At 54.7% G+C, this 24,008-nt stretch carries 24 protein-coding genes; 11 read left to right on the forward strand and 13 right to left on the reverse strand.

The features are described 5' to 3' along the window. Positions 1 to 536: 536 nt before the first annotated feature. From NKT35_RS05845 to NKT35_RS05860, 4 genes are all read left to right on the forward strand, one after another. On the forward strand, positions 537 to 1,913 hold the full coding sequence (locus NKT35_RS05845) for a radical SAM/SPASM domain-containing protein (RefSeq protein WP_254299716.1): 1,377 nt from the start codon (positions 537 to 539) through the stop codon (positions 1,911 to 1,913). A gap of 91 nt (positions 1,914 to 2,004) precedes the next feature. Then, positions 2,005 to 2,148, forward strand: coding sequence for a hypothetical protein (locus tag NKT35_RS05850; RefSeq protein ID WP_254299719.1), 144 nt, complete (start codon positions 2,005 to 2,007; stop codon positions 2,146 to 2,148). A gap of 85 nt (positions 2,149 to 2,233) precedes the next feature. Continuing rightward, entirely contained in the window at positions 2,234 to 2,383 is a 150-nt protein-coding gene (locus NKT35_RS05855; RefSeq protein ID WP_254299721.1) for a hypothetical protein, read from the forward strand. A gap of 213 nt (positions 2,384 to 2,596) precedes the next feature. Beyond that, positions 2,597 to 2,740, forward strand: a complete 144-nt coding sequence (locus tag NKT35_RS05860) for a hypothetical protein (protein ID WP_254299722.1) — start codon at positions 2,597 to 2,599, stop codon at positions 2,738 to 2,740. A gap of 432 nt (positions 2,741 to 3,172) precedes the next feature. Here NKT35_RS05860 and NKT35_RS05865 read toward each other — a convergent pair whose 3' ends face one another. From NKT35_RS05865 to NKT35_RS05900, 8 genes are all read right to left on the reverse strand, one after another. Continuing rightward, the gene (locus NKT35_RS05865) at positions 3,173 to 3,754 is read right to left on the reverse strand and encodes a LysE family translocator (protein WP_254299723.1); all 582 of its coding nucleotides are present in this window, start codon (positions 3,752 to 3,754) and stop codon (positions 3,173 to 3,175) included. 78 nt (positions 3,755 to 3,832) lie between these two features. Next, entirely contained in the window at positions 3,833 to 4,804 is a 972-nt protein-coding gene (locus tag NKT35_RS05870; RefSeq protein WP_254299724.1) for an ornithine cyclodeaminase family protein, read from the reverse strand. Between the two features lie 21 nt (positions 4,805 to 4,825). Next, positions 4,826 to 5,368, reverse strand: a complete 543-nt coding sequence (locus NKT35_RS05875; RefSeq protein WP_254299736.1) for a carboxymuconolactone decarboxylase family protein — start codon at positions 5,366 to 5,368, stop codon at positions 4,826 to 4,828. Between the two features lie 20 nt (positions 5,369 to 5,388). Beyond that, positions 5,389 to 5,967: a type 2 periplasmic-binding domain-containing protein gene (locus tag NKT35_RS05880; RefSeq protein WP_254299738.1), complete on the reverse strand. Its 579-nt coding sequence runs from the start codon at positions 5,965 to 5,967 to the stop codon at positions 5,389 to 5,391. 20 nt (positions 5,968 to 5,987) lie between these two features. Beyond that, entirely contained in the window at positions 5,988 to 6,956 is a 969-nt protein-coding gene (locus tag NKT35_RS05885) for a branched-chain amino acid transaminase (RefSeq protein ID WP_254299740.1), read from the reverse strand. Further along, the gene (locus tag NKT35_RS05890) at positions 6,956 to 8,365 is read right to left on the reverse strand and encodes a phenylacetate--CoA ligase family protein (RefSeq protein ID WP_254299743.1); all 1,410 of its coding nucleotides are present in this window, start codon (positions 8,363 to 8,365) and stop codon (positions 6,956 to 6,958) included. Before NKT35_RS05890 ends, NKT35_RS05885 begins: the two co-directional genes overlap by 1 nt. Positions 8,366 to 8,450: 85 nt before the next feature. Beyond that, a complete protein-coding gene (locus NKT35_RS05895) occupies positions 8,451 to 8,873 on the reverse strand; it encodes a DUF2000 domain-containing protein (protein ID WP_254299745.1) in 423 nt (140 codons plus the stop codon). Positions 8,874 to 8,899: 26 nt separating this feature from the next. Beyond that, a complete protein-coding gene (locus NKT35_RS05900) occupies positions 8,900 to 9,256 on the reverse strand; it encodes a Dabb family protein (protein ID WP_254299747.1) in 357 nt (118 codons plus the stop codon). A gap of 142 nt (positions 9,257 to 9,398) precedes the next feature. Between NKT35_RS05900 and NKT35_RS05905 the strand changes: the two genes are divergently transcribed. After that, the gene (locus NKT35_RS05905; protein ID WP_254299750.1) at positions 9,399 to 9,872 is read left to right on the forward strand and encodes an Lrp/AsnC family transcriptional regulator; all 474 of its coding nucleotides are present in this window, start codon (positions 9,399 to 9,401) and stop codon (positions 9,870 to 9,872) included. Positions 9,873 to 10,018: 146 nt separating this feature from the next. Here NKT35_RS05905 and mnmE read toward each other — a convergent pair whose 3' ends face one another. The 5 genes from mnmE to rpmH all read right to left on the reverse strand — a co-directional run bounded on the left by mnmE (position 10,019) and on the right by rpmH (position 14,403). Continuing rightward, the gene (gene mnmE / locus NKT35_RS05910; protein ID WP_254299752.1) at positions 10,019 to 11,371 is read right to left on the reverse strand and encodes a tRNA uridine-5-carboxymethylaminomethyl(34) synthesis GTPase MnmE; all 1,353 of its coding nucleotides are present in this window, start codon (positions 11,369 to 11,371) and stop codon (positions 10,019 to 10,021) included. Between the two features lie 691 nt (positions 11,372 to 12,062). After that, positions 12,063 to 13,694, reverse strand: a complete 1,632-nt coding sequence (gene yidC, locus NKT35_RS05915) for a membrane protein insertase YidC (protein WP_254299754.1) — start codon at positions 13,692 to 13,694, stop codon at positions 12,063 to 12,065. Between the two features lie 19 nt (positions 13,695 to 13,713). Next, the gene (gene yidD / locus NKT35_RS05920; RefSeq protein WP_254299757.1) at positions 13,714 to 13,923 is read right to left on the reverse strand and encodes a membrane protein insertion efficiency factor YidD; all 210 of its coding nucleotides are present in this window, start codon (positions 13,921 to 13,923) and stop codon (positions 13,714 to 13,716) included. After that, positions 13,899 to 14,264 carry a ribonuclease P protein component gene (gene rnpA, locus NKT35_RS05925; RefSeq protein WP_254299759.1) on the reverse strand — a complete coding sequence of 122 codons (366 nt, stop codon included), beginning with the start codon at positions 14,262 to 14,264 and terminating at the stop codon, positions 13,899 to 13,901. Before rnpA ends, yidD begins: the two co-directional genes overlap by 25 nt. Positions 14,265 to 14,268: 4 nt before the next feature. Further along, positions 14,269 to 14,403 carry a 50S ribosomal protein L34 gene (gene rpmH, locus NKT35_RS05930; protein ID WP_043571661.1) on the reverse strand — a complete coding sequence of 45 codons (135 nt, stop codon included), beginning with the start codon at positions 14,401 to 14,403 and terminating at the stop codon, positions 14,269 to 14,271. 330 nt (positions 14,404 to 14,733) lie between these two features. Between rpmH and dnaA the strand changes: the two genes are divergently transcribed. The 6 genes from dnaA (at position 14,734) to NKT35_RS05960 (ending at position 23,884) form a co-directional block, all read left to right on the forward strand. Next, positions 14,734 to 16,137, forward strand: coding sequence for a chromosomal replication initiator protein DnaA (gene dnaA, locus NKT35_RS05935; RefSeq protein WP_254299761.1), 1,404 nt, complete (start codon positions 14,734 to 14,736; stop codon positions 16,135 to 16,137). A 42-nt stretch (positions 16,138 to 16,179) separates the two neighbouring features. Continuing rightward, positions 16,180 to 17,289 carry a DNA polymerase III subunit beta gene (gene dnaN, locus NKT35_RS05940; RefSeq protein WP_254299763.1) on the forward strand — a complete coding sequence of 370 codons (1,110 nt, stop codon included), beginning with the start codon at positions 16,180 to 16,182 and terminating at the stop codon, positions 17,287 to 17,289. 142 nt (positions 17,290 to 17,431) lie between these two features. Further along, a complete protein-coding gene (gene gyrB / locus NKT35_RS05945) occupies positions 17,432 to 19,822 on the forward strand; it encodes a DNA topoisomerase (ATP-hydrolyzing) subunit B (protein WP_254299765.1) in 2,391 nt (796 codons plus the stop codon). A 191-nt stretch (positions 19,823 to 20,013) separates the two neighbouring features. Beyond that, complete coding sequence (locus NKT35_RS05950) at positions 20,014 to 21,414, forward strand: 3'-5' exonuclease (RefSeq protein WP_254299767.1); 1,401 nt, start codon at positions 20,014 to 20,016, stop codon at positions 21,412 to 21,414. Further along, a complete protein-coding gene (locus NKT35_RS05955) occupies positions 21,411 to 22,103 on the forward strand; it encodes a DarT ssDNA thymidine ADP-ribosyltransferase family protein (RefSeq protein ID WP_254299769.1) in 693 nt (230 codons plus the stop codon). The genes NKT35_RS05950 and NKT35_RS05955 overlap by 4 nt, the downstream gene beginning before the upstream one ends. Next, positions 22,100 to 23,884, forward strand: a complete 1,785-nt coding sequence (locus tag NKT35_RS05960; RefSeq protein WP_254299771.1) for an ADP-ribosylglycohydrolase family protein — start codon at positions 22,100 to 22,102, stop codon at positions 23,882 to 23,884. Before NKT35_RS05955 ends, NKT35_RS05960 begins: the two co-directional genes overlap by 4 nt. The last annotated feature ends 124 nt before the right edge of the window (positions 23,885 to 24,008 follow it).

The following is a 24,008-nucleotide window of genomic DNA, read 5'->3' on the forward strand; positions in this document are numbered from 1 at the left end:
CCACTCATCACAACAAGAATATTAATTTTAAATTCCTTTAACAATGACGGACAGACAAGATTCGACCACAACCTATCATTTGTTGCATTGGCACAATTGAACACTAGCGTCATTGTGGTCGCTACCAAAAGCTCCTCTCCTAGCAATTTTCCAAATTAACTCACTCAGAGCCGATGTGCCAAAGGCAAATGGAAATTTGTCATCTTCTTAGATTCGAATAAGAACAGGAGCCCCTTCAACATAGACCGTATTATTTTCATATAAGTATAGATTTTATATTGAATACAATATTTCATTCGTACACCTCAATAAAATCTAGCAATTCAAAATTGATAGCACACACTTCTTAAAATACCAGTTCAGTTTATAACTAAAAATATTCGAAACAGAAAATTAAGGAAATCCCTTGAAAATTTAACTACGTATTTATACGTATTGATTCAATTCATCCTTACGTGATTAAAATTAATTGATATTAATGACATTGTTATTTTTAGCCTGCAGGAAATTTAATCAAAATATCGGAGAGGCACCTCGTGGAGCTAAAACTTACCGAATACCATGTAGCATCTGAAATACTACCTGGATCTCAAGATTCCCCAGCCAGAATCATCTATGTCACAAGAACAGGTAAAACCGTACGTCTACATGACCAGGCATATCTGGCTTTGCGAGCTGGAAAATTTGATAGTTTAGACCATCCCATTCTTAGCAAGCTAACTGAGATAAAACTATTAGTAGATAAAAATGAGAATGAATTCCAAACTGTTCTACTCCAAAATAGAGAAGAATTAAAAGAGAATAAGAGTCTCAATGTTACGATACAACCCACTGCCAACTGCCAACTAGGTTGTCATTACTGCGCTCAAGATCATAAAAAAATAAATGTAAATGATGAGATTGCCGATGCCATGATAAATCGCATCATTTCCAACATTGAAAATGGTAAGAAAAAATCCATACATTTAAATTGGCATGGCGGTGAGCCATTGCTCGCTTACAGGAAGGTTTTATATATCAGCGATGCGCTTATTCACTATTGTAACGAGCATGGCATAGAATTCCGGTCATCAATGGTGACCAATGGAGTGGGACTGAAGCCGAACATATTCAAAACACTTCTTGATAGGAAATGTCAATATTTCCAAATTACATTGGATGGCCCTGCTGAAACTCACGATAAAAATAGAATGACTAAAGAAGGCAAACCTAGCTTTGACATCATTCTCGACAATTTAATTGCAGTCACTAGCCTGCCTGAATATGAAGAATCAGGATGCAAGATTTCAATCAGAACTAATATTTCTAAAGAAAATGCAGCGGCGATTCCAACTCTGATCAATCAGCTCTCCAGTCTTAATCTTCAGGAGAAGATTGTTTTTGACTTCCAACCCATCAGAGATTGGGGCGGAAATGGAGCAGATCAGTCAAGTTTGGAAACCGATAATTTTGCAACAGCAAGATTGGGATGGATATTGCTCGCCATAAAAGCTGGATTCAAGTTTCAGGGATTGCTTCCGAAAAGAACCTTCGTTCCCTGTGTTGCAGCTGACCCGTCAGCTGAAGTATATGATGCAATGGGAAATGTATTTCAGTGTTATGAACAGCCTTTAGTTTCAGCATATTCTGACGAAAAAAATAAGCTTGGCCACATTCAGACTATAAAATTTGTACGCAATCATAAACCAGCCCTAGGAAACTGGTTAAATGACGTTGAGGGTGATATCGCACCATGTAAATCATGCTCTCTATTCCCTGTCTGTGGTGGCGGATGCTTTAAATACTGGCATGAGGGAGGAAGTGCTTGCCCGCTATTCAAAAGTGACATCAAAGATATGTTAGTGCTTGACTATTTGTTAAAAAACCAAAGAAAAACATCAAGCGCCCTTCATCCATCACCGCTTCCCGCATAAATTAAATTTAAATTCCATGCAAGTGTAAGTATGCAACTAAAGCATAAGCATGGCTTTGACGTAGTACCAATCTAAACAAAGGAGATCTAAGATGAGCAATATTGAGCTGAATATTAACCTGAAAGAAATGGCTGAGTTGGTTGATTATACCGCGCCTTGCGAAATCGGCGCGGAAGAGGTTGAAGAGATTTCTGGTGGCCACAACTGCATATTCCAGTTCATCTTTGAGCGATAAAAAATAATCTCCCTCATAACCGCGAGAGAGATATTCATACCCTATATTTTAAGATGCAAAGGCTAAAAAGCCATAGGAGATAACAATGAGTGCTATTGAAATCAACAAAAGTTTTCAAGATCTGGCAGAACAACTAGACTACTCCACTCCTTGCGAAATCAGCACTGCTGAAGTAGAAGAAGTATCTGGTGCTGGCGGCTTCATTTGCCTCATCCAAGTCATTTACACTTTTTAACATGCTAGCACTTCTCCTTATTGAGCATCATAAGGGGAAGCTTACCGAGTACGATTGCTGAAAATGGCCAATTTTAATGCCACACAAAGCAGTAAGGCAGGCTGAATGAGGTTGCTCTCTGCTGTAAACAATGCCTTCCTGATAGAATTTTTCATCAAAGAAAGCCATTATTCAGTAATCACCAACTTGTCTCTCTGAAAAAGGAAAAACATCATGACAAAATTCGAATTGAAAGTGAATTTGCAAGAACTGGTCGAGCAAGTAGACTACACCGCTCCTTGTGAAATTGGTGCAGAGGAAGTGGAAGAAATTTCTGGTGGCCATAATTGTCTATTTCAATTCATTTTTGAAAAATAAGAAATAGATATCAGCCCTCCATGCTGTTTCAGATGGAGGGCTGATCTTTAATAGATTCATTACAATCCTTAATTGAGGCATACCCTGTGATTCATTACAAAGGCATTGAATTAGCAGCTCAATGAAAATCAGACAATTGGTACTTTAAACAAGTCTGATCAAGATCAAAACCATTAGTCACATCCCAGCCAAACAATAACAACTTCCAACCAAAACATATCGCACCAACCAAGCTTGACGAAAAAAATTAAAATGGAAACCAAGAGAACGCATAATCAAGCAAAAGTTCAATTCGGCATACCCAAAGCATAATAGACAATAATTTGCGCACTGGCCGTAATGCAAGAAACCACCTCGCAAGGTGGTTTCGCATGCTGATTTTGCATGGCGACAGCGTGGAAGCTGTGCTCCGCGCGCTATCAACGCGGCGATCTAGAGCGTCTTCGCCACCATCCCAAACGCCGCCAGCATCATGATGCAGCCCGCGGAGCGGAATAACATGCGCTGCGCTTCCGCGCTGGTCAGGAAATGACGAATCCGGAGCGCGGCGAGGATGAATACCGCCCCCACCGCCAAAAGCACCAGAAAAGTCAGCGGCACCAACATCATGCCCCATATCTGCAAGGAAACATTGTCCAAAGAAATCACCAGCGGCAGGATCGCCAGATAAAACGCGATGGTCTTGGGGTTGCCCAGCGTGATGGTCAAGCCTGAAAACCAGGCGGACGCCAGCTGGCGCTTGGTCGCCTTCTGCTCGATATTGACGGCCTGCGGCTTATGCCGCCAAAACTGCCATGCCAATAAGCATAAATACAGCGAAGCGGCCCAGTTGATCAGCGTGAAAATAGAGGTATAGGTATGCGCCACCACCGCCAAGCCAAAGACCGCGATGGAAAGGTATATCAAATCCCCCAGGATCAGACCGGACAGCATGATAAAACCTGTTACCGCGCCTCCGCTTACGCTACGCGCAACCAGCGCTGTCATGCCAGGACCTGGAATGGCCGCCGCCAAACCCAAAGCGGCGATATAAGAGATGATTTGAGCGGTTCCTAGCATAGTTATTCCTGTCGACTAGAGATAGGGAAAGGATCATCCGGCCTGCGCAGCCACAGGCGGCTTGGACAAAGCCACCACAGCCCGGGCGAAAACCAGATCTTGGGCTGCCAGCCCAACTGACTTGAATAAAGTTTTTGGAGCGCCGCCTCCAGTTGAAGACTCGCTGTTCGCGATCAATTCGCCAATTTCCGTGCCAGCATCGCCATCCGGCAAAAAGCCTTGCTGCCTGGCTTGCTGCATACAGCTGGAGGCGTTCCATGCCGCCTCTCTGGAGTCCACGTACAAACGGACCGCGGCGTAGATTTCGGGCGATAATTCCTGAAAGCCGAGCGCGGAGGCGCCAATCGCATTGATATGGCAAGCGTGAGGCAGGTCCTCCCCATACAGGAATGCCTGTTTCGACGCCGTCACGCTGCAAATGATTTCAGCATCCCGCACCGCCTGGGCAGGCGTGGCCGCGACGGTCACGGCCAAGCCGAACTGTTGCCGGCACCAGGCTGCAAAGGCGGATGCGCCGGCCTCACTGCGCCCCCATACCGATACCTGCCGGATCGGACGAACCGCCAGCATCATTTTTAGATGATGCTGAGCCTGCACGCCGGTGCCAAGCATCGCCAGACGGCTGGCTTGCGCCGGCGCCAGCAAATCCGTAGCCAGCGCAGAGGCCGCGGCGGTGCGCAGCTCGGTCACAGAGGCCGCGTCCACCAAAGCCATTTCGCCCTCGTCGGCGGCATCAAACAGGAGAATGCTCCCCTCATGGGATGTGCGCTTGTCGCTATGGCTAAAATCGACCTTGACCGTTTTAACGCCAAATCCCGCGTAGGGCCCTTCCGCGATATAAGCCGGCATGGTGCCCATCAAGCAGCCGTGATCGGAAGCAATCACGCTGCGCAGGGTCTGCCTGACTTTGCCCTGGCTAACCAGGGCGAAAGCGTCGCGGCTCAACTGTAAACAGGCGGCTGGCGATAAAACTCGCTCAACTTGCTGACGATCAATGATCTGCATCGCGAATCCGTCCTGCCCTATTCACGCCGGCGTGGTCTGGAATTGCGGCTCAACCTGAGTGCCCGCGATACTGTTCAGCAGCGTGGACATCGTTTTTTGGGAGACGCCCAAAATCACATCCAGCACATTCTGCGAGCTATAGCCCGCGGCCCGCACGGCAGCAATCTCCTCTTTTGAGATCTGTCCCTGGGCCAGCACCACCTCGCGGGTGAAGCGATGCAATGCTGCCAGCTTCTCTGGCAGCGCCTCGGGCTCTTGCGCAAGCGCCTGCAGCGTCGCGGCAGGAACGCCCTTATGCTGCGCGATCCAAGTATGCGCCTGCACAGTATAAGCGCACTGGTTTATCGTGCCGGTTGTGATCCAGACAATCGCTCGCTCCTCCTCGCTCAGCGAGCAATTTGAAAACGCATCATGGGCAAACTGATAAGATGACAATAAAGCAGGCGACTCCGCCATATAAGCACTTTGCCAAGGAATCCAGCCGAAATTATCAATCGAGCTTTGCAACAAAGCCCGGCTACCGGATGGAGCGCTATCAAGATCATGCATTTTCAGCGTAGTCATTTTCATTCCTTACTGTGATATCAAATTACCGGCGCAAACACCGACCAGAGCATATGGATGGGGCGAGTTCTCGAAACAAACGCAAGACCATGCAGTTTGGCTGCGATTTCTGTCGTCAATGCCATATCCACCTCACCCTCCACTACCGCTTGCGCCGCGGCGCTTGTGGAAGATTTTTCCACAATGGAGCCAATACTCAAACCAACAGGCAGCAGCTCCTCGATTAATGGAGTGGGCGCCGGATGAGTGGCGATGGTCAAAGGCCTGGCAGGAAGCTCTTTATTGGCCACCAAGCCATACAGCGGCGTATCATAAAGAAATGAAGCCAATAATTTCAGGCTGGCATCCATATAAAAATCATTGATCTTTGCGTAAGCATTCGCAACCACCAGCAAGCCTTTATTATCTTTGATCTTGCTTCGCGCTAATTCATAAGACGCATTCAAATGAATTTCATCAGCATTCCTCGCATATCTTTCTTTCATCCAATTATGGAAGAACTGCGAAGCATACTCACTACTAGTTCCTGCAGGCCCCAATGTATAAACCGGAAAGTTCACTACATCGCCCAAACCCATATCCATAAAATGATGGCGCATTTTTCACCTAAATATTTGAACTAGCAAACGCATGTCAACCAATGGCTAAACGCATCCAGCTCTCCACGGACGATTTTTTTATATAAATCTCTGATGGTCAGCGATATGCTTTGTGGCTCCATGCTGCGTAACGGGTGATGATCAATCCGGAAAACCGGCGATATTTCAACGCCCGTACCTGTTAAGAAACACTCATCCGCGGTCAACAATTCAGACGGCAAGATGTCACGCTCGACAACTTTCAAGCCCAGCACATGGCTTGCAATGGCAATAACGGTATCCCGTGTGATGCCCTCAAGGATATGCGCGGTAATCGGCGGGGTAATCAGCGTCTGATTTTTTACGATAAAAACATTCGATGTCGTTGCCTCTGCAACATAGCCAAGGTTATTCAGCATGATCGCATCATCATGACCACCGATTTGCGCAGCCTCCATCGCCAGCGCGGAATTAACATAACTGCCGGTGATTTTTGCCCGCGCGGGTATCGAATTATCCGCAACGCGACGCCAGCTAGAGATAGTGCAAGATATTCCATCCTGCTTAACATATGCCCCCATGCTCAGGCTATTCACCGTCAAACCATTGCTGACGCCAGACAACTTCACGCCAAATCCGCTGCCGGGCAGCAAATTACGTTTGTACGCAATCGGTCGGATATAACAATCGCCGCTTGCCTCATTGCGCTTCAAGAGCGTCAGCACCAACTCCCTGAATGCCTCGAGCTTGGGCAAGTCATGGATCAACAATAGCGATGCCGACTGGGAAAGGCGGGCCAGATGATCATCCAGCCGGAAAATATTCACTTTGCCATCGGCGCTGGATTGATAGCCGCGAATACCCTCAAATACCGCAGTGCCATAATTGAATGCCTGCGTGGTAATCGGCAGGGAAGCGGACTGCGCTTCGACAAATTCGCCATTGAGGTAGCTCCAGCGGTGATGCGCTGGCTTTGCCTGGCTTGATTTTTCAGTTTCCGCGCCAGCCATTACTTGAAACCTCGACTGATCAAGGCAAGAGCCGCTTCGCGATCCGTATTATCGGCAGCCGGCCGCAGATCATGAATGCGCGCAGCCTTCCAGCTCACCATCGCGGAAGTGCCGGTGACGCTGCTCGTCTCGCCATTCACAATATGAACCTTCACGCCCGTCAAAGCCTGCTCCATGTGCTGCTTGACGGTTTCCAGCACAGCGCTGACCTCGGATTCTTTATTAAACATTTCAACGGTGATATTCAGGATATCGATACCGTCATGTCTATCTATTTGAATGGCGTAATCCAGGCAACCATTCAAGCGCTCCAGAAGCGCGGCTTCCAAATCCCATGCGCAATAAACGGTGCCATTCAGCGTAAGCACGTCGCGCACGCGACCAATCGGCACAATCTTTTGCCTGCCATCTGGCATAGCCGTTGAACGGACCATATCCCCGGTGCGATAACGGATAAGAGGCTTTTGGCCTTTATATAGGTGGGTAATCACCAACTCGCCGGTTACCTGCCCCTGCGACGCGTCATAATTATCTCCGCTTAGCGGATCGATAATCTCGTAATGATTATTCAAAGGAACGGTATAGAGATGGCTATCATCGGCGCAGACGGCCAGAATCGAAGCCTCTTGCGAGGCGTACATGCAGCTGTATACTTGCGCGCCCCATACTTCGCCGATATTTCGTAGCAAGGAGGGCGTTGTCAGCTCTCCGACCGTCAAAATCAATTTCACGCTTGTCGTAGCTGGATCCTGGCCGGCGTCTTTGATGAAGCGGGCAACGGAAATAGCGACTGCGGGCGTGCAAACCAGCGCTGTGATCTGCAGCTCATTGATCAAGGCCATCGTGCGTTTCATGCCCACCACCGGCGAGCGGGGCCACATCTTGACTACACTATGCCCCAAGCTGCGGAAGACATCTTCAAACGTATCGCCGGTAGAATGCAGCTCGGTAGGCCCCATCACGCCAACGACATGATTCGAGCCATGGCGCTCCAATATCTTCTTATAATTTAAGATAAGCGGCGTATTGTTATGAATGGAATCAATTTCATTGCGAGGGCACGGCGTTGGCTTTCCTGTTGTGCCTGTCGTCTCATAATAGATCCAACTTTGATGCAAAGGCGCAGCGGCGAGCGCAGCGCCATGCGTCCTCAGATCATCCTTGGTCGTAAAAGGCAGGGCGCTGATGGAATCAGTCGTCAAGGCCTCGATGTCTGAAGCCGTTAATCCCTTGAAATGCTCATGATAGAAAGGCGAGTTCTTGGCAACATACTGGATGATCTCTCGCAATGCATGACTCTGGTGCGCATGAAGCTGATCTAAACCAACCGATCCCTGATCGAAGTCCGTATGTTTTTTGTATACTTCCTTCGCCTTTAAAAACATCTCTTCTTTAAAGATTGCGTACATTTTTAACCAATCAAGGTTGAGTTAGCTATTTTAATCTGCGTGATGAATCCATAGTCACTGGGCATGCTCAAGCCATGCGCAGCGGTTATTTAAACAATGGCAAACTACCCGTTACTTTGTTAATTTTCTTCTTGGGGCCAATCAAGCCAACCGCAACCAGCTCGATATCGCTGCTATCGACAGAAGAAATGCGCTCGCCATACTCGTCATAGGTTTTACAAGACTGCGCCAGCGCGCTGAATGGCATAATATAAATTTCGCCATCATCATCAAAACTGTCTAACATCTCTCGAATATAGTCATTCGTCGCCAGCAATATGGGAAGCGGGCTGTAAATCACCCCAGGGTAATTCACTTGATCTTGGCTCTGCATATCAGGCCCGACCAGGTTTTCCACCTGACGGCCAAAACTGATGCCAATTACGCTTGCGGCGTTTATAGCCAAACCGGTTGGAAGTTCTTTATCAATGACGATTGCGCAACGATGTTGGGACGCATCAAATTTCATAGCCAATCCTTATAGCCTACGATTCATCAATATGCGCCAACCAGATTATTCAACACTGATAGCAGGCCGCTATTCAACGTCGTCTCGCTTGACACCTCCACATCAACAACTTTCCAGTCCGCAATGGCTTTCCATTTCATTACGCCAAGCTGATGGTTCGGATGAATAATGTAAGCATTAAGCTCTTCTCGATTTTCAAACAAACCCACCACCACGAAGTCCGCGGCGATATCGCGCTTGGTTGTATTCCGCCCGCAAGTCCACCCCTTGATTTCCGCAATATGATCGGGATGCGCGTGAGTGGCTTTTTCCGCGTCGATGGCTTCTTCCGACTCCCAGCTCCAAGGCTTCTTGAACGTAAACAGCACGATATGCATCAACATGCGACTAACCTTCTTATGACAATTGATATCTAATTTATTATGCAATACTCAAAGTGGAATTTTTTGCCTAAATGGCATGTTCTCTCTACAATTTTGGAAAGAAATTACCCTTGCCGAATCGAAAGCAGAAAGGAACTCCCCCTTGGCGCTCAGCCAGACCGACATAAAGCTCCTAACGCTGCTGCAGGACGATGCGCGGATGACCAACCAGGAGCTCGCCGAACAGATAGGCATATCCGCCTCGCCCTGCTGGCGGAAAGTACGCAAGCTTGAGGACGACAACGTTATCCAGGGCTACCGGGCGGTGCTGAATCGCAAGAAGATAGGCTTGGGAGTGATGGTCTTCATTCGAGTGGTGCTGGATAGCCACAGCGAAGCGGAAGCCAAGAAGTTCGAAGAACAGGTGTTCGCGATGGAAGATGTGGTGGCCTGCTACAGCATAGGCGGCGATGCCGACTTCCTGTTGCAGGTGGTGGCGTCGGACCTGGACTCCTACGCCGACTTCGCTATGTCGGTGGTGCGCCGGCTGCCGGGCATGAAAGAGATGCAAAGCATGTTCGTGCTGAAAGAAATCAAGCCGCTGGACAGCTTCCCGATCAAGAAGCTGGCGCCGTAACAGCCAGCCGCATCATCGGGGCTGATGATGCCCCTCACGTAGGGCGGAAACCCGGCTTTACCGGGCGTTCCGCCGCTGGATGGCTGGCGCGGCGCGGGGTGATCCGTCAGAGCCGTTCGACAACCTGCCCGGCCCTGGTTACAGCTTTACTTGCCAATGCAGAAGCGGGAGAAGATCACCCCCAGCAGGTCATCGGCGGAGAACTCGCCGGTGATCTCGGACAAAGCGTTCTGCGCCATGCGCAATTCCTCGGCGAAGATTTCCACCTGTTCCCAATCCGCCTCGGCCAGCTCCAGATGGTCCGCCGCGCGGGCGATGGCGTCCAGATGGCGCTGGCGGGCCAGGAACACGCCCTCGTCGGCGCCGCTGTAGCCTATCATCTCCAATAGCTTGGCCTTGAGCACGTCCACGCCCTGATGGGTGCGGGCCGACAGCCGCACCAGCGGGTGGCCGTTTTCCTCGGTCAGGCCCGCCGCCTCGCCGGACAGATCCACCTTGTTGAAAACCTGCACGCGCGGCAATGCCGGCGGCAGCCGTTCCAGAATGGCCTGCACTTCGGCGGTCAGGCCTTCGCGGCTGTCCACCAGCAGCAGCGCCATATCGGCGCGCTCCACGGCCTGCCAGGTGCGCTCTATGCCTATCTTTTCCACTACGTCGTCGGTATCGCGCAGGCCGGCCGTGTCGATGATGTGCACCGGCACGCCGTCGATGACGATCTCCTCGCGCACCGTATCGCGGGTGGTGCCGGCGATGTCGGTCACGATGGCGATGTCGTCGCCGGCCAGCGCGTTCATCAGGCTGGACTTGCCGACATTGGGCTGGCCCACCAGCACCACATGCATGCCCTCGCGCAGAATGGCGCCCTGTTTGGCGGTGGCTTGCACATTCACCAGCGTGGCGCGCAGACGGCGCAGGCGGCCGATGGCGTCGGCCTGCTTCAGAAAGTCGATTTCCTCTTCCGGGAAGTCCAGCGTGGCTTCCACCAGCATGCGCAGATTGATCAGCTCATCCACCAAGCCGTGCACCTCACGCGAGAACGCGCCCTTCAGCGATTTGAGCGCGCTCCTGGCGGCGGTTTCGCTGCTGGCGTCGATCAAGTCCGCCACGCTTTCCGCCTGCGCCAGATCCAGCTTGTCGTTGAGGAAGGCGCGCTTGGTGAACTCGCCCGGCTCGGCCAGCCGCGCGCCCAGCTCCACGCAGCGCGCCAGCAGCATCTTCATCACCACCGGCCCGCCGTGGCCTTGCAGCTCCAGCACATCTTCGCCGGTAAAGCTGTTGGGGCCGGGGAAGAACAGCAGCAGGCCGTTATCGATGGCCTGGCCGTGGGCGTCGAAAAAGTCCGTGTAGGTGGCGTAGCGCGGCTTGGGCGTTTTGCCATTGGAAATGGCCTGCGCAAACGGCAGCAAATCCTTGCCGGACACGCGGATCACGCCGACGCCGCCGCGGCCGGGGGCGGTGGCGACGGCGCAAATGGTGGCGGGGGTGTAGCTGAGGTTCATCGACATTCCTTGTTTGCTTGCTTGGCCGCGATGGGTCTGCCTGCTGTTTGGTCATAGAGGAAGAGCGGACGGCTTGCATTCCCGCCCTCCCGGACATTCATGCTTCACGCGCTCAGGCGCGGTCATCGCGGCGCATACACGGCTTCTATTATCCCGCAATTCCAGCATTCCGAAGCCGCTTTCGGCTCAAGGCCTGGCCCGGGATGGCCAATAATCTGCTGCTTGATAATCTTTTTTGGGGAAGGGCGCGACATCGCCCCCCTCTCCCCAGCCCTCTCCCGCAAGGGGAGAGGGAGCGGTCTAGGCTGCCGCACACCCGCGTTGACAATGGCAGGCCTTGCCGGCGCTCCAGCGCTTCGTCGTTCGTCGTTCGTCGTTCGTCGTTCGTCGTGCTGCGTGCTGCGTGCTGCGTGCTGCGTGCTGCGTGCTGCGTGCGGATGATGTATCAGTCACTCGCCGCATAGCTTTTCCAATTGTATTGAAGCGCCATCCAGAGGCACGCCCTGGCGGATCGCCCCGCCGGGGCATCCGCCCTACAACGGGCATATGAGTGATGCCCATCCCCCGCGCAGCCACCTAGCCCCTCTCCCCTCGCGGGAGAGGGGTTGGGGAGAGGGGGCAAGCCATCCCAGCATAAAAAAACCCGGCCAGTGGCCGGGTTTCAGCAGTCATCCAGGAACAGGCCAGGCACTTAGGATTGCAGCGCGGCCTTGTTGTTCTTTTCGATCTGCTTGTTGATGAACCACTGCTGGGTAATCGACAGCACGTTGTTCACCACGTAGTACAGCACCAGGCCGGACGGGAAGAAGAAGAACAGCGCCGAGAAGGCCAGCGGCATCACCTTCATCATCTTCGCCTGCATCGGGTCCGCCGGCGGCGGGCTCAGGAAGGTCTGCAGGAACATCGTGGCGGCCATGATGGCCGGCAGGATGAAGAACGGGTCCGGGCGGGCCAAGTCGGTGTACCACAGAATCCACGGCGCTTCGCGCAGCTCGACCGAAGCCAGCAGCGACCAGTACAGGCCGATGAACACCGGAATTTGAATCAGCATCGGCAGGCAGCCGCCCAGCGGATTCACCTTCTCGGTCTTGTACATTTCCATCACGGCTTGCTGGAACTTCATGCGGTCGTCGCCGTACTGTTCCTTCATGCGCTCCAGACGCGGCGCCAGCGCCTTCATCTTGGCCATGGAACGGTAGGACGCGGCGGTCAGCGGGTAGAACACCGCCTTCACCGTCACCGTCAGCAGCACAATCGCCCAGCCCCAGTTGCTCACCAGGCCATGCAGCTTCACCAGCAGCCAGAACAGCGGCGAGGCGAAGATGTAGAACAAGCCGAAGTCCTTGGCGTATTCCATGCCGTCGGCGGCTTTGGTGATCAGGTTGTACTCTTCCGGACCGGCGTACAGCGGCACGCTCACGCTCAGGCTCTTGCCCGGGGCGATGGCGGCGTAGTCAACCAGCGCGGCGGCGGAGTTCAGGCCGCCGGTTTCCTTCAGCTCGAAGCGGCAGGACTTGTCGTCCTTGCACACGCTCTTGCCGTCCAGCGGCTGCAGAATCCAGGCGGACATGAAGTAATGCTGCACCATGGCCACCCAACCGTCGGTGGTGGTCTTGGCGTAATCGCCCTTGCCCTTGGCCAGGTCTTCAAAGCTCACCTTCTGGAACTTGTGTTCCGAGGTGTACACGGCCGGGCCGGTATAGGTGTGAGCGAAGCGGCCTTCGCCTTCCGGCGCCTGGCTGTCGCGCAGCAGGCGGTAGTAGGCGGTGGGGGCTACCGGGATGGAGCCGTTGTTGACGATGTCGTAACGGACGCCGATCTCGTAGCTGCCCTTGGTGAAGGTGTAGACCTTGTTCACCTTGACGCCGTTGGCGTCCGGGGCGGTCAGCTTCACTTCCAGCTTGTCGCCGTTCAGGGTGTAGTTGGCCTGATCGGCGGTGAATACGGTTTTATGGGTCGGCAGCGCCGGGTTGCTGACGGCAACCAGGCCGGTCTGCGCCACATAGGTGCGCTTGGCGTTGTCCTGGAACAGCTTGAACGGCTGATTGCGGTCTTCCGCTTCGCCGTGCTTCAGCAGTTGCAAGGAACGCAGATCGCCGCCCACGGTATCGATCTCGGCTTCTACCAAGTCGGTCTTGACGTGGATGCGCTGACCGCGGGTCAGCTTGTTGGCGTCGGCCGGCTGCACGGCGTTGGCTTGCTGCGCCGCGCCTTGTGTTTGCGCCGCCTGCTGCGGGGCGTGCTTGGGCATGAAATATTCATTCCACCCAAACAGGATGCCCACGGACAGTACAACAAAAATAATCAGTCGCTTGGAATCCATCTTCTCGATACCGGAAAGTTCAGGGAACCGGGTCATAGCCGCTGCCGCCCCAGGGGTGGCAACGGCAGATGCGTCGGGCGGCCAATGCGCCGCCTTTTAAGGCGCCGTGCTTGCTCACGGCCTCGATCGCGTAGCTGGAACAGGTGGGCTGGAAGCGGCAACGCGGTGCCAGCCACGGGCTGATCGCCAGCTGGTAAAAACGGATCAGGAGGATGAGGAAGCGTGACATCGCGCCAGTTTAGCAAACAGAACAGACAAAGCGGTGACAGCTTCGTTTCTCTGCTCGCGGGTAAACGCCGTTTTTGCGCGCACCACAAAATCCACGCCGCCCAGCTCTTGCTGGTTCAGGCGGAACCACTCGCGCACGCAACGCTTGATGTAATTTCGGCGAACCGCCCGTTTGGCCACTTTCTTGCCAACCACCAAACCCACGCGGGGGTGGCCCAGATCGTTGGCGCGGGCGAACACCTGGAAAAACGCATTGCTGCGCTGAAGCCGCAAACTAAAAACGGATGAGAACTCATCCGTTTTTAACAGCCGGTGCGCACGGCGAAAGCGGTAAGCCGACAAAGGCTTAAACGGCCAGCTTCTTACGGCCCTTGGAGCGGCGAGCGGCGATAACGGCGCGGCCACCACGGGTCTTCATGCGGACCAGGAAGCCGTGAGTGCGTTTACGGCGGGTATTGGAAGGCTGGTAAGTACGTTTCATGATATGGTTTCCTGTTTCGAAACGGAAATAAACGCGTGATTTGACTCGAATTCCGGCCGTTTGTCAACGAGGAATTTTCGCCAGCCCTGTGGATAACTTTGGAAAAAACCGTTAGAATGTCTGGGTTTATCGCTGTCGTTCCGCTGCCCAACAAATGAACGCCCCCGGACATTCCGGCCTTGGCGCGTTCCATCCCCGCAGCTGGGCGGCCGCTTTCATGCCAAACATTCCGTCGTACGCCCCAGGCCTTGACTGGGCGCGGACGGCCTCTCCCGCTGTGATGGGCCTTGCGCCGGCAGCGGGTTTTTCGCTTTCACATGCGTGTATGTAATGACTGAACTGGATCAATTCTGGCCTGCTTGCCTCGCCCGCCTGGAGGCCGAACTGTCTTCGCAACAGTTCAATACCTGGATCAAGCCGCTGACCGCCGAAGCCGGCGACGAAGGCATTGCGCTGTTCGCGCCCAACCGCTTCATCATGCAGTTCATCAAAGACCGCTTCCTGCCCCGCATCGAGGAGCTGGCAGTGGAATTGGTGGGCGAATGCCTGGTGGAGCTGCGTCTGGGCGCGCCCACGGCCAAGCCGCTGCAGCCGGCCATGGCCAGCAGCCAGCCCAAGGCCAAGGAGCCGGCCAAGCCGGCGCCCAGCGCCCCGGCCGCGCCCTCCCCCGCCAAGCAGGCGGCGGTGAAGGCCATTGGCGGCAGCCATGAAAGCACGCGCCTGAACCCCTCGTTCACCTTCGACACGCTGGTGACGGGTAAGGGCAACCAGCTGGCGCGCGCGGCGGCGATGCAGATTGCGGAAAACCCGGGCGACCAGGCTTACAACCCGCTGTTTGTCTACGGCGGCGTGGGCCTGGGTAAGACTCACTTGATCCAGGCCATCGGCAACCACGTGTTCCAAAAGAACCCGCAAGCCAAGATCCGCTACATCCACGCCGAGCGCTATGTGGCCGACATCATGCGCGCCTATCAGCACAAGGCGTTTGATGAATTCAAGCGCTATTACCATTCCTTAGATCTGTTGCTGATTGACGACATCCAGTTCTTCGCCGGCAAAAACCGCACCCAGGAAGAATTCTTCTATGCCTTCAATGCGCTGATCGAGGGCGGCAAGCAGGTGATCATGACCTGTGACAGCTACCCCAAGCAGATTGAAGGGATGGAAGAGCGGCTGATCTCGCGCTTCTCCTGGGGCCTGACGGTGGAAATTCAGCCGCCGGAGCTGGAAATGCGCGTGGCCATTTTGATGAAAAAGGCCGAGGCCGACAGCATCAAGCTGGAACACAACGTCGCCTTCTTCATCGCCCAGAACGTGCGCTCCAACGTGCGCGAGCTGGAAGGCGCGCTCAAGCGCGTGGTGGCCTACGCCCGCTTCACCAACCAGAACATCACGCTGGAACTGGTGAAAGAAGCGCTGAAGGACATCCTGGCCGCCGGCAACCGCCAGGTGACGGTGGACGCCATCCAGAAAACGGTGGCCGAGTACTACAAGATCAAGCTGTCCGACATGCACAGCAAAAAGCGCAGCCGCGACATTGCCCGGCCGCGCCAGGTGGCCATGGCGCTGGCCAAGGAGCTGACCCAGCTGTCCTTGCCCAATATCGGCGACGCCTTTGGCGGCCGCGACCACACCACCGTGCTGCATGCCTGCAAAACCATTACCGAGATGCGCGCCAACGACGCCGACATCGCCCACGATTACGAAGCGCTGCTGTCCATGCTGCGCAACTAATATCATGAATCGACACTTCACCATCCGACTGGAGCCCGCCACATGCTGATCCTGCAAGCCGAACGCGATGCCCTGCTCAAGCCCCTGCTGGCAGTCACCGGCATTGTCGAGCGTCGCCACACCCTGCCCATCCTGTCCAATGTCCTGATCGAGAAAAAGGGCGGACAGGTAGGCTTTTTGGCCACCGACCTGGAAATTCAGATCACCACCGCCAGCAGCGACGAGCTGCCGGGCGAGGATTTCCGCCTCACCACTTCGGCCAAGAAGCTGCAGGACATTCTGCGCGCCATCCCCGGCAACACCACCGTGACGCTGGAACAGCTGGACGGCAGCCGCCTGGTGCTGAAGGCCGGCAAGAGCCGCTTCAACCTGCAAACGCTGCCGGCGGAAGATTTTCCGCTGCTGTCGGTGGCCAGCGCCGGCGAATCCAGCTTCACGCTGAGCCAGCGCGAGCTGAAGCGCCTGATCTCCCAGGTGCAATACGCCATGGCAGTGCAGGACATCCGTTACTACCTCAACGGCTTGCTGATGCAGACCGACGGCAACCAGGTGCGCCTGGTGGCCACCGACGGCCACCGCCTGGCTTTTGCCAGCGCCGACGTGGTTGCCACCCTGCCCAAGGCCGAAGTGATTCTGCCGCGCAAGACCATTCTGGAGCTGTACAAGCTGCTGCAGGACAGCGACGACGAAATCAAGATCGAAGTGCTGGCCAACCAGGTGCGTTTCAGCTTTGGCGCCACCGTGATCATCAGCAAGGTGGTGGACGGCAAGTTCCCCGACTACAACCGCGTCATCCCGCTGGATAACGAAAAAATCTTCCTGATCGAACGCGTGGAGTTCCTGCACGCGCTGCAACGCGCCGCCATTCTGGCCAACGAGAAATTCCGCGGCGTGCGCCTGGTGCTGGCGCCGGGCAAGATGTCCATCCTGTGCACCAACAGCGAACAGGAAGAAGCGGAAGAAGAACTGGAAATCGCCTTCCAGGGCGGCACGCTGGAAATCGGCTTCAACATCAACTACCTGCTGGATGTGCTGACCAACCTGCCGGCCGACACCCTGCAGCTGGCGTTTGGCGATTCCAACCGCAGCGCGTTGTTCACCATTCCGGATGTCAGCAACTTCAAGTACATCGTAATGCCGATGCGCATCTGACGCGGCCAGGCCACGGAGAGCGGGCGGCCGCGTAGCCAGCGGCCGCTCCAAGCGGGAAGCCCCGGCTTCCCACCGGATTCAAGATTGACCGGCGGCGCGAATCGTCCCCCGACGACCACGCCGCCTTATGGAAAGTGTGAGTATGAGCGAACAAGAATACGGCGCGGACAGTATCAAGGTGCTTAAAGGCCTGGATGCGGTGCGCAAGCGCCCCGGCATGTACATTGGCGACACCCAGGACGGCACCGGCTTGCACCACATGGTGTTTGAAGTGCTGGACAACGCCATTGACGAAGCGCTGGCCGGCCATGCCGACACCATCAAGGTCACCATCAATCCGGACAACTCCGTTTCCGTGGAAGACAACGGCCGCGGCATTCCCACCGACATTCACCCGGAAGAAGGCCGCTCCGCCGCCGAGGTGATCATGACCATCCTGCACGCCGGCGGCAAGTTCGACAGCAACAGCTACAAGATCTCCGGCGGCCTGCACGGCGTGGGCGTGTCGGTAGTGAACGCGCTGTCCGACTGGCTGAAGCTGAAGATCTGGCGCGACGGCAAGGTGCATGAAATGGAATTCCGCCGCGGCGACGCGGTGGCCCCGCTCACCGTCACCGGCCATACCAGCCACCGCGGCACCGAAGTGACCTTCTTCGCCAGCGTGGAAACCTTCGGCCACATCGAATTCCACTTCGACATCCTGGCCAAGCGCATCCGCGAACTGTCGTTCCTGAACCAGGGCGTCGGCATCCAGCTGATAGACAAGCGCAGCGGCAAGGAAGAAAACTTCGCCTTCTCCGGCGGCGTGGCCGGTTTTGTCGAATACATGAACCGCAACAAGACCGTGCTGCACCCGAAGACCTTTTACGGCATCGGCGAAAAAGACGGCATGACGGTGGAAGTGGCGATGCAGTGGAACGACTCTTACCAAGAGAACGTCCAGTGCTTCACCAACAACATCCCGCAGCGCGACGGCGGCACCCACATGACCGCGCTGCGCCAGGTGATGACCCGCACGCTGAACCAGTTCATCGAAGAGTCCGAAGTGGCCAAGAAGGCCAAGGTGGACACCACCGGCGACGACATGCGCGAAGGCCTGACCTGCGTGCTGTCCGTCAAGCTGCCGGACCCCAAGTTCTCCAGCCAGACCAAAGATAAATTGGTTTCCAGCGAAATCGGCCCGGTGGTCAACGAAGTGATCAGCGAAGCGCTGAAGACTTATCTGCTGGAAAACCCGAACGACGCCAAGATCATCTGCGGCAAGATCGTGGAAGCCGCCCGCGCCCGCGAAGCCGCGCGCAAGGCCCGCGAAATCACCCGCCGCAAAGGCATCATGGACGGCCTGGGCCTGCCCGGCAAACTGGCCGACTGCCAGGAAAAAGACCCGTCGCTGTGCGAACTGTACCTGGTGGAGGGTGACTCCGCCGGCGGCTCCGCCAAGCAAGGCCGCGACCGCAAATTCCAGGCCATCCTGCCGCTGAAGGGCAAGATCCTCAACGTGGAACGCGCCCGCTTCGACAAGATGCTGCAAAGCCAGGAAGTGGCCACCCTGATCACCGCCATGGGCTGCGGCATCGGCAAGGACGAATACAATCCGGACAAGCTGCGCTACCACCGCATCATCATCATGACCGACGCCGACGTGGACGGCGCGCACATCCGCACCCTGCTGCTCACCTTCTTCTACCGCCAGATGGCGGAACTGGTGGAGCGCGGCCACATCTACATCGCCCAGCCGCCGCTCTATAAGGCCAAGCACGGCAAGCAGGAACGCTACCTGAAGGACGACTACGAGCTGAACCAGTACCTGCTGCAACTGGCGCTGGAAAAAGCCGAGCTGATCCCGGCCGAAGGCGAAGTGCCGCTGGCCGGCGACACCCTGGCCGAAATCGCCCGCCAGTTCCTGCTGACCCGCGCGGTGATCGAGCGCGAAAGCCGCGTGATCGACCCGCTGGTGCTGGAAGCCATGCTGAAGAGCGGCCCGCTGTCGCTGCAAAGCCAGACCGAAGCCGCCGCCTGCGTCGCCGCGCTGCAAGCGCTGCTGCCGGCCGAAACCATCGACCTGCAGCTGCTGCGCGACGAAAAGAACGACGGCCACCTGGTGAAGATCATCCGCAAGCTGCACGGCAACGTGCTGGTGACGGTGCTGGACCAAAACTTCCTGGACAGCGGCGACTACGCCGAGCTGAAGAAAACCGGCGACCTGCTTAACAACCTGCTGCGCCAGGGCGCCCAGGTGAAGCGCGGCGAAACCGTGCGCCCGGTGGCGGAATTCGGCGAAGCGCTGGACTGGCTGCTGGCCGAAGTGAAAAAGGGCATGAACATCCAGCGCTACAAAGGCCTGGGCGAGATGAACCCGGAACAGCTGTGGGAAACCACCATGGACCCGACCGTGCGCCGCCTGCTCAAGGTACGCATCGAAGACGTGATGGGCGCGGACGACGTGTTCACCACCCTGATGGGCGACGAGGTGGAGCCGCGCAGGCAGTTCATCGAGGGCAACGCCTTGATTGCAAGGAATATTGATGTGTAATTTTGTAGTGTAGATAGACGCATAACCTGAGAAAACGAGACCCATAAGTTGAGAAATTTATGGGTCTTTTCTCGGAGTCAGATTTTCCAACTTACCCGTAAGAAGAAGCCCATCACCATCGAAAACTTCCACAAGGAGGTGGGCAACTTAGGCTAAAACAGAGAACGGCTGAGAGCGGCGACAGAATCTATATGGCATTACCAAAACCAATCGGAAAGCAGCGGGAAGTGGTGTGCCTGCCGGCAACCGGACACCATGTCGTACTCGGAACTGCAGGTAGCGGCAAAACTACGATGGCTATCGCGCGCGCTAGATATTTGACGAACAGCCTGCTTCCTGATGTGGGTCGGACATTGATTGTCACGTACAACAAGGCGCTGATGAATTACATCCGTAGCTTTGGAAGCGAAATTCCCGGAGATGTTGACGTTCGGAACTATCATCATTTTGCCCGGGGCTATCTCAAATCCATTGGCAAGCTGCCTGACAGGTGCATCATAGATACAAGACTGCGGGAGCAGTTCATCAAGCAGGCGATTGAAGATGTCAAAGAAGGCTACGACGACCTTCCTTTCTTCCGCCGGCCATTGAAGTTCTTCCTCGACGAAATACAGTGGTTGAATGGACGCAATATCGAGTCGGTCGCCCGTTACAACGAAGTAACTCGAACAGGCCGAGCTTCCGCACAGATGAACCGCGTATTGCGGCCTATCATGTGGGAAATACTCGAGCGCTACCGGGAGCTCAGAGCGGGAAGGGGAAAGCTGTACGATATGGATGACATAGCGGCGGCGGTATCAGCTTCGCTCGACCAGGACACTCGCCCCAGGATGTACAAACATGTCATCATCGATGAAGGACAGGACCTCTCTCTCGAGATGATTCGGTCCTTGACGAAGGCTGTCCCGGAGGACGGGTCCATTACATTTTTCGGGGATGTGGCGCAGCGAATCTATGGCCACGGCCGCGGAATGAGCTGGCGTGAGGCAGGTCTTCAAACGCGCCAGGTATGGCGTTTTGAGCAAAACTATCGGAACACGCGAAACATCGCCAATCTGGCCGTTGCCGTTTCCGAGATGTCATATTTTTTGGGCGGCCAAGACATGATTGCGCCGATTGTTTCTGCTGCTGATGGGCCAAAGCCGACACTCGTACACTTCTCTGACCGAGAAAAAGAGCGTGAACTGGTTGGTACGGTGGTGGCTCAGCGTCACCGGGCTCAGCGCGTGGCGGTTCTACTGCGCACCCACGAGAAGATTCGCGAAATCCGTACATATTTGCCGGATGAGGCAATACAGCTGAATGAAGAGGGGGCAAATTGGCTGGCCGGGAACGGAGCTTACTTTGGTACGTACCATTCAGCCAAGGGCCTCGAGTTTGACCTGGTAATCCTTCCCTTCCTTTCTGGTTCCGAGATACCAAGCTTAGAAGACATTGAGGCTGACGAGGTGGACGAGATATTCGCCGAGGACGGCAGACTCCTCTATGTGGGGATTACGCGGGCAAAGACCTCGCTTGTGCTCACTTATACAGGCGATGTTACGGAGTTGCTGCCCACGGATGAGGCGCTTTACAGCCGGATTTCACGATGACCATGAACAAAAAAATCCGGGATGATTGTGCTAATCGTGGCATCACTCGCCTGTGTCACTTTACACCATCACGGAACCTCCTCCACGTCTTGGACTCAGGATATTTGAAGGACCGTCAGACGCTAGACATGGAGGCCCGTGGCGAGGTCAACCCAACTGACGCATACCGCCGGGACGGGCATTTAGACAAGATTTGCTGTTCTGTCGAGTATCCCAACAGCTACTACCTCGACATCGTGACGAGAAAGGAGCTGATTTTTCTCGACTGGGTAATTCTTTTCATTGACCCGGAGGTGTTGTGGTCATCCGGGACGCTCTTTTGCCCGCGGAATGCGGCTGCCGAGAACGGCGCGCTGATAGCAAGCGGGTGGCCAGGATTCGAATCTATGTTTGCCCCACGAATCCAAGGGGCGGGAGGGCGGGTTTTCCGGCGTCAAGCCTCACACCTGCCCTGTTCTCCAACGGACCTTCAGGCAGAGGTTCTAGTACCGGGACCCATTCCGATAGAAGCGATTCAGGGGTTAGCTATGCTGACGGAGAGGCAAGTACACACTGAGCGTGCGCGCTGGGATGCGCTAGGACTGTCGCCACTGATGGTGCCGACAGTCGTTGCTCCGGACTTGTTTGATAAAATGACGCTGAAAGACCAAATTTGGGCGGGACGTCGTCCGACTGAGACTGCCGTATGAGCGAGAGCAACCTGAACCATCCCGTCGAGCAAAAAACCACGACCAGCCCCGAACGCGCCCTTGCCGCATATATTGGTGCCGCCGTCGGAGATGCGCTCGGCTGGCCATTCGAGGGTAGAGCAGCTAACAAGCTTGACGCTCGGAAATGGGACGGCCAGTTCGTCGACTGGAAGAAGCGCAGCGGCAGCAGATTTTCACCGCGCTGGGAGCAAATCGATGCGGGTGCCTACAGTGATGACACCCAACTAATCCTTGCCATCTCGCGCTCGCGGGCAATAGGGCCGCGCTGGTGGGAGTATTTTGCGCGCGTCGAGTTACCCTTCTGGACCTGCTACGAGCGCGGAGGGGGAGGGGCTACGAAGCGCGCAGCCGTTTCGTGGCTGGCGGGAGTCGCTCCTTGGGACTCCAAGGCAAAAGACGTTGCCAAGCGATACTTTGAGGCGGGTGGCAATGGCGCGGCAATGCGCGTGTTACCACATTGCGTATTTCATGCGAGAGATGATGATTTCTCTACGTTAGCGAAAAATATTCTTGCCGACGGTGTGATAACACATGGCCACCCGCGTGCGCTCGTAGGTGCGCTCGCCTTTGGATATATATTGTGGAATGCCTTCAAGAGAGTGGACACGCTTGACTATGGGTCTCTGCTTCGTCGATGCGTGGAAGAGGCAACTGTCTGGGGAAAACTACCCGACATTTCGCATCACTGGCCTTCATGGCTTCCGGCCACACAAAAGCATGTACAAGACTTCAACGGCCATTGGTCTCTCGCGGTAGACGAGGTTTTAACCCTTTGTCATCGCGCCATCGCTGGTCTCGATGGCGGTGTACTGTCCGACGACATGGTGATAATGAAAGAACTTGGCGGCTTGAGTCCGAAAACAAATGGTGCAGGTACGACCACAGCCGTTGCAGCACTTTATTTCGCGTCTCGGTATGCCGCTTCGCCATTGGAAGGTATGCGCTGTGCGGCTGCATCTGAAGGTGCAGATACAGACACTCTCGCCTCTATGACTGCCAGCCTCCTGGGTGTAATAAATGGGATGTCTTGGCTACAGGATTATGAGGGCAAACTACAGGATGCCGCCTACATACGGCAAACTGCGGAGCAGCTGGTTTTTATGTACAAGACCACTACGACTTACAGCCAAGTAACCAAACGTAATCTCATCGAATTCAAACGCCAGCTCGAAAAAAATGAAGTACCATCGGGTTTTGCACTGCCCATTGGATTGCAAGTGACATCCGTTGAGTGCTGCCAAGAGCAACATGGTGAACGCGCTGCCGAGATACGCATTATTGCCACGGACGCTGGATTAACATTATTTATACCAAGCAGCCAAACCAAGAAGGTGGAAAGTTCCAAAAAGACGGAGCTGAAGGTCGAAAGCCTTGACGGTCCAACGCAGATTTCATCCTCCTCCGATAGCGATTTTGAACCCGCAATCGGTATGACTCTCCTCGTTAGAGACCTCGGGAAATCACGCGAATTCTATGAAAAGTTTCTGGGATTAAAAGTCACTGGCGCATCGCAAAAAGTAGTCCGTTTTTCGTCAACCCTTGCTCTGCGAGAGGACCCTAGTACTCCACAATTTTGTGGAGGAGTTAAGCTTTTCGTTAACGTCTCCGACGTAAGCTCATGTTTCGAAAGAATGACCAAGGCAGGAGTCAAGTCCTCAAGGATAGTCGTACGAGGTAATGCTCGTTCTTTCGAATGCCTGGACCCTTCTGGATATGTCATAGAAGTATTTGAACGACTAAAGACTTATACTAAAAGTTAATAGGCTAACCTGAGAAAACGAGACCCATAAGTTGAGAAACTTATGGGTCTTCTTTCTCTCATATAACCGACTTACCGGCGTTACGTTCATGTTGGTGCATATACTAATAAGAAACTGATGCATA

It is taken from the genome of Chromobacterium sp. IIBBL 290-4 (assembly GCF_024207115.1).
In the GTDB taxonomy this organism is placed as follows: Bacteria; Pseudomonadota; Gammaproteobacteria; order Burkholderiales; family Chromobacteriaceae; genus Chromobacterium.

Bases quoted from the DNA above. Each gene is read 5' to 3' on its own strand.
- NKT35_RS05850 (WP_254299719.1), top strand. From the start codon at position 2,005: ATGAGCAATATTGAGCTGAATATTAACCTGAAAGAAATGGCTGAGTTG.
- NKT35_RS05855 (WP_254299721.1), top strand. From the start codon at position 2,234: ATGAGTGCTATTGAAATCAACAAAAGTTTTCAAGATCTGGCAGAACAA.
- NKT35_RS05860 (WP_254299722.1), top strand. From the start codon at position 2,597: ATGACAAAATTCGAATTGAAAGTGAATTTGCAAGAACTGGTCGAGCAA.
- NKT35_RS05870 (WP_254299724.1), bottom strand. From the start codon at position 4,804: ATGCAGATCATTGATCGTCAGCAAGTTGAGCGAGTTTTATCGCCAGCC.
- NKT35_RS05875 (WP_254299736.1), bottom strand. From the start codon at position 5,368: ATGACTACGCTGAAAATGCATGATCTTGATAGCGCTCCATCCGGTAGC.
- NKT35_RS05880 (WP_254299738.1), bottom strand. From the start codon at position 5,967: ATGCGCCATCATTTTATGGATATGGGTTTGGGCGATGTAGTGAACTTT.
- NKT35_RS05885 (WP_254299740.1), bottom strand. From the start codon at position 6,956: ATGGCTGGCGCGGAAACTGAAAAATCAAGCCAGGCAAAGCCAGCGCAT.
- NKT35_RS05890 (WP_254299743.1), bottom strand. From the start codon at position 8,365: ATGTACGCAATCTTTAAAGAAGAGATGTTTTTAAAGGCGAAGGAAGTA.
- NKT35_RS05895 (WP_254299745.1), bottom strand. From the start codon at position 8,873: ATGAAATTTGATGCGTCCCAACATCGTTGCGCAATCGTCATTGATAAA.
- NKT35_RS05900 (WP_254299747.1), bottom strand. From the start codon at position 9,256: ATGTTGATGCATATCGTGCTGTTTACGTTCAAGAAGCCTTGGAGCTGG.
- mnmE (WP_254299752.1), bottom strand. From the start codon at position 11,371: ATGAACCTCAGCTACACCCCCGCCACCATTTGCGCCGTCGCCACCGCC.
- yidC (WP_254299754.1), bottom strand. From the start codon at position 13,694: ATGGATTCCAAGCGACTGATTATTTTTGTTGTACTGTCCGTGGGCATC.
- yidD (WP_254299757.1), bottom strand. From the start codon at position 13,923: ATGTCACGCTTCCTCATCCTCCTGATCCGTTTTTACCAGCTGGCGATC.
- rpmH (WP_043571661.1), bottom strand. From the start codon at position 14,403: ATGAAACGTACTTACCAGCCTTCCAATACCCGCCGTAAACGCACTCAC.
- dnaA (WP_254299761.1), top strand. From the start codon at position 14,734: ATGACTGAACTGGATCAATTCTGGCCTGCTTGCCTCGCCCGCCTGGAG.
- dnaN (WP_254299763.1), top strand. From the start codon at position 16,180: ATGCTGATCCTGCAAGCCGAACGCGATGCCCTGCTCAAGCCCCTGCTG.
- gyrB (WP_254299765.1), top strand. From the start codon at position 17,432: ATGAGCGAACAAGAATACGGCGCGGACAGTATCAAGGTGCTTAAAGGC.
- NKT35_RS05950 (WP_254299767.1), top strand. From the start codon at position 20,014: ATGGCATTACCAAAACCAATCGGAAAGCAGCGGGAAGTGGTGTGCCTG.
- NKT35_RS05955 (WP_254299769.1), top strand. From the start codon at position 21,411: ATGACCATGAACAAAAAAATCCGGGATGATTGTGCTAATCGTGGCATC.
- NKT35_RS05960 (WP_254299771.1), top strand. From the start codon at position 22,100: ATGAGCGAGAGCAACCTGAACCATCCCGTCGAGCAAAAAACCACGACC.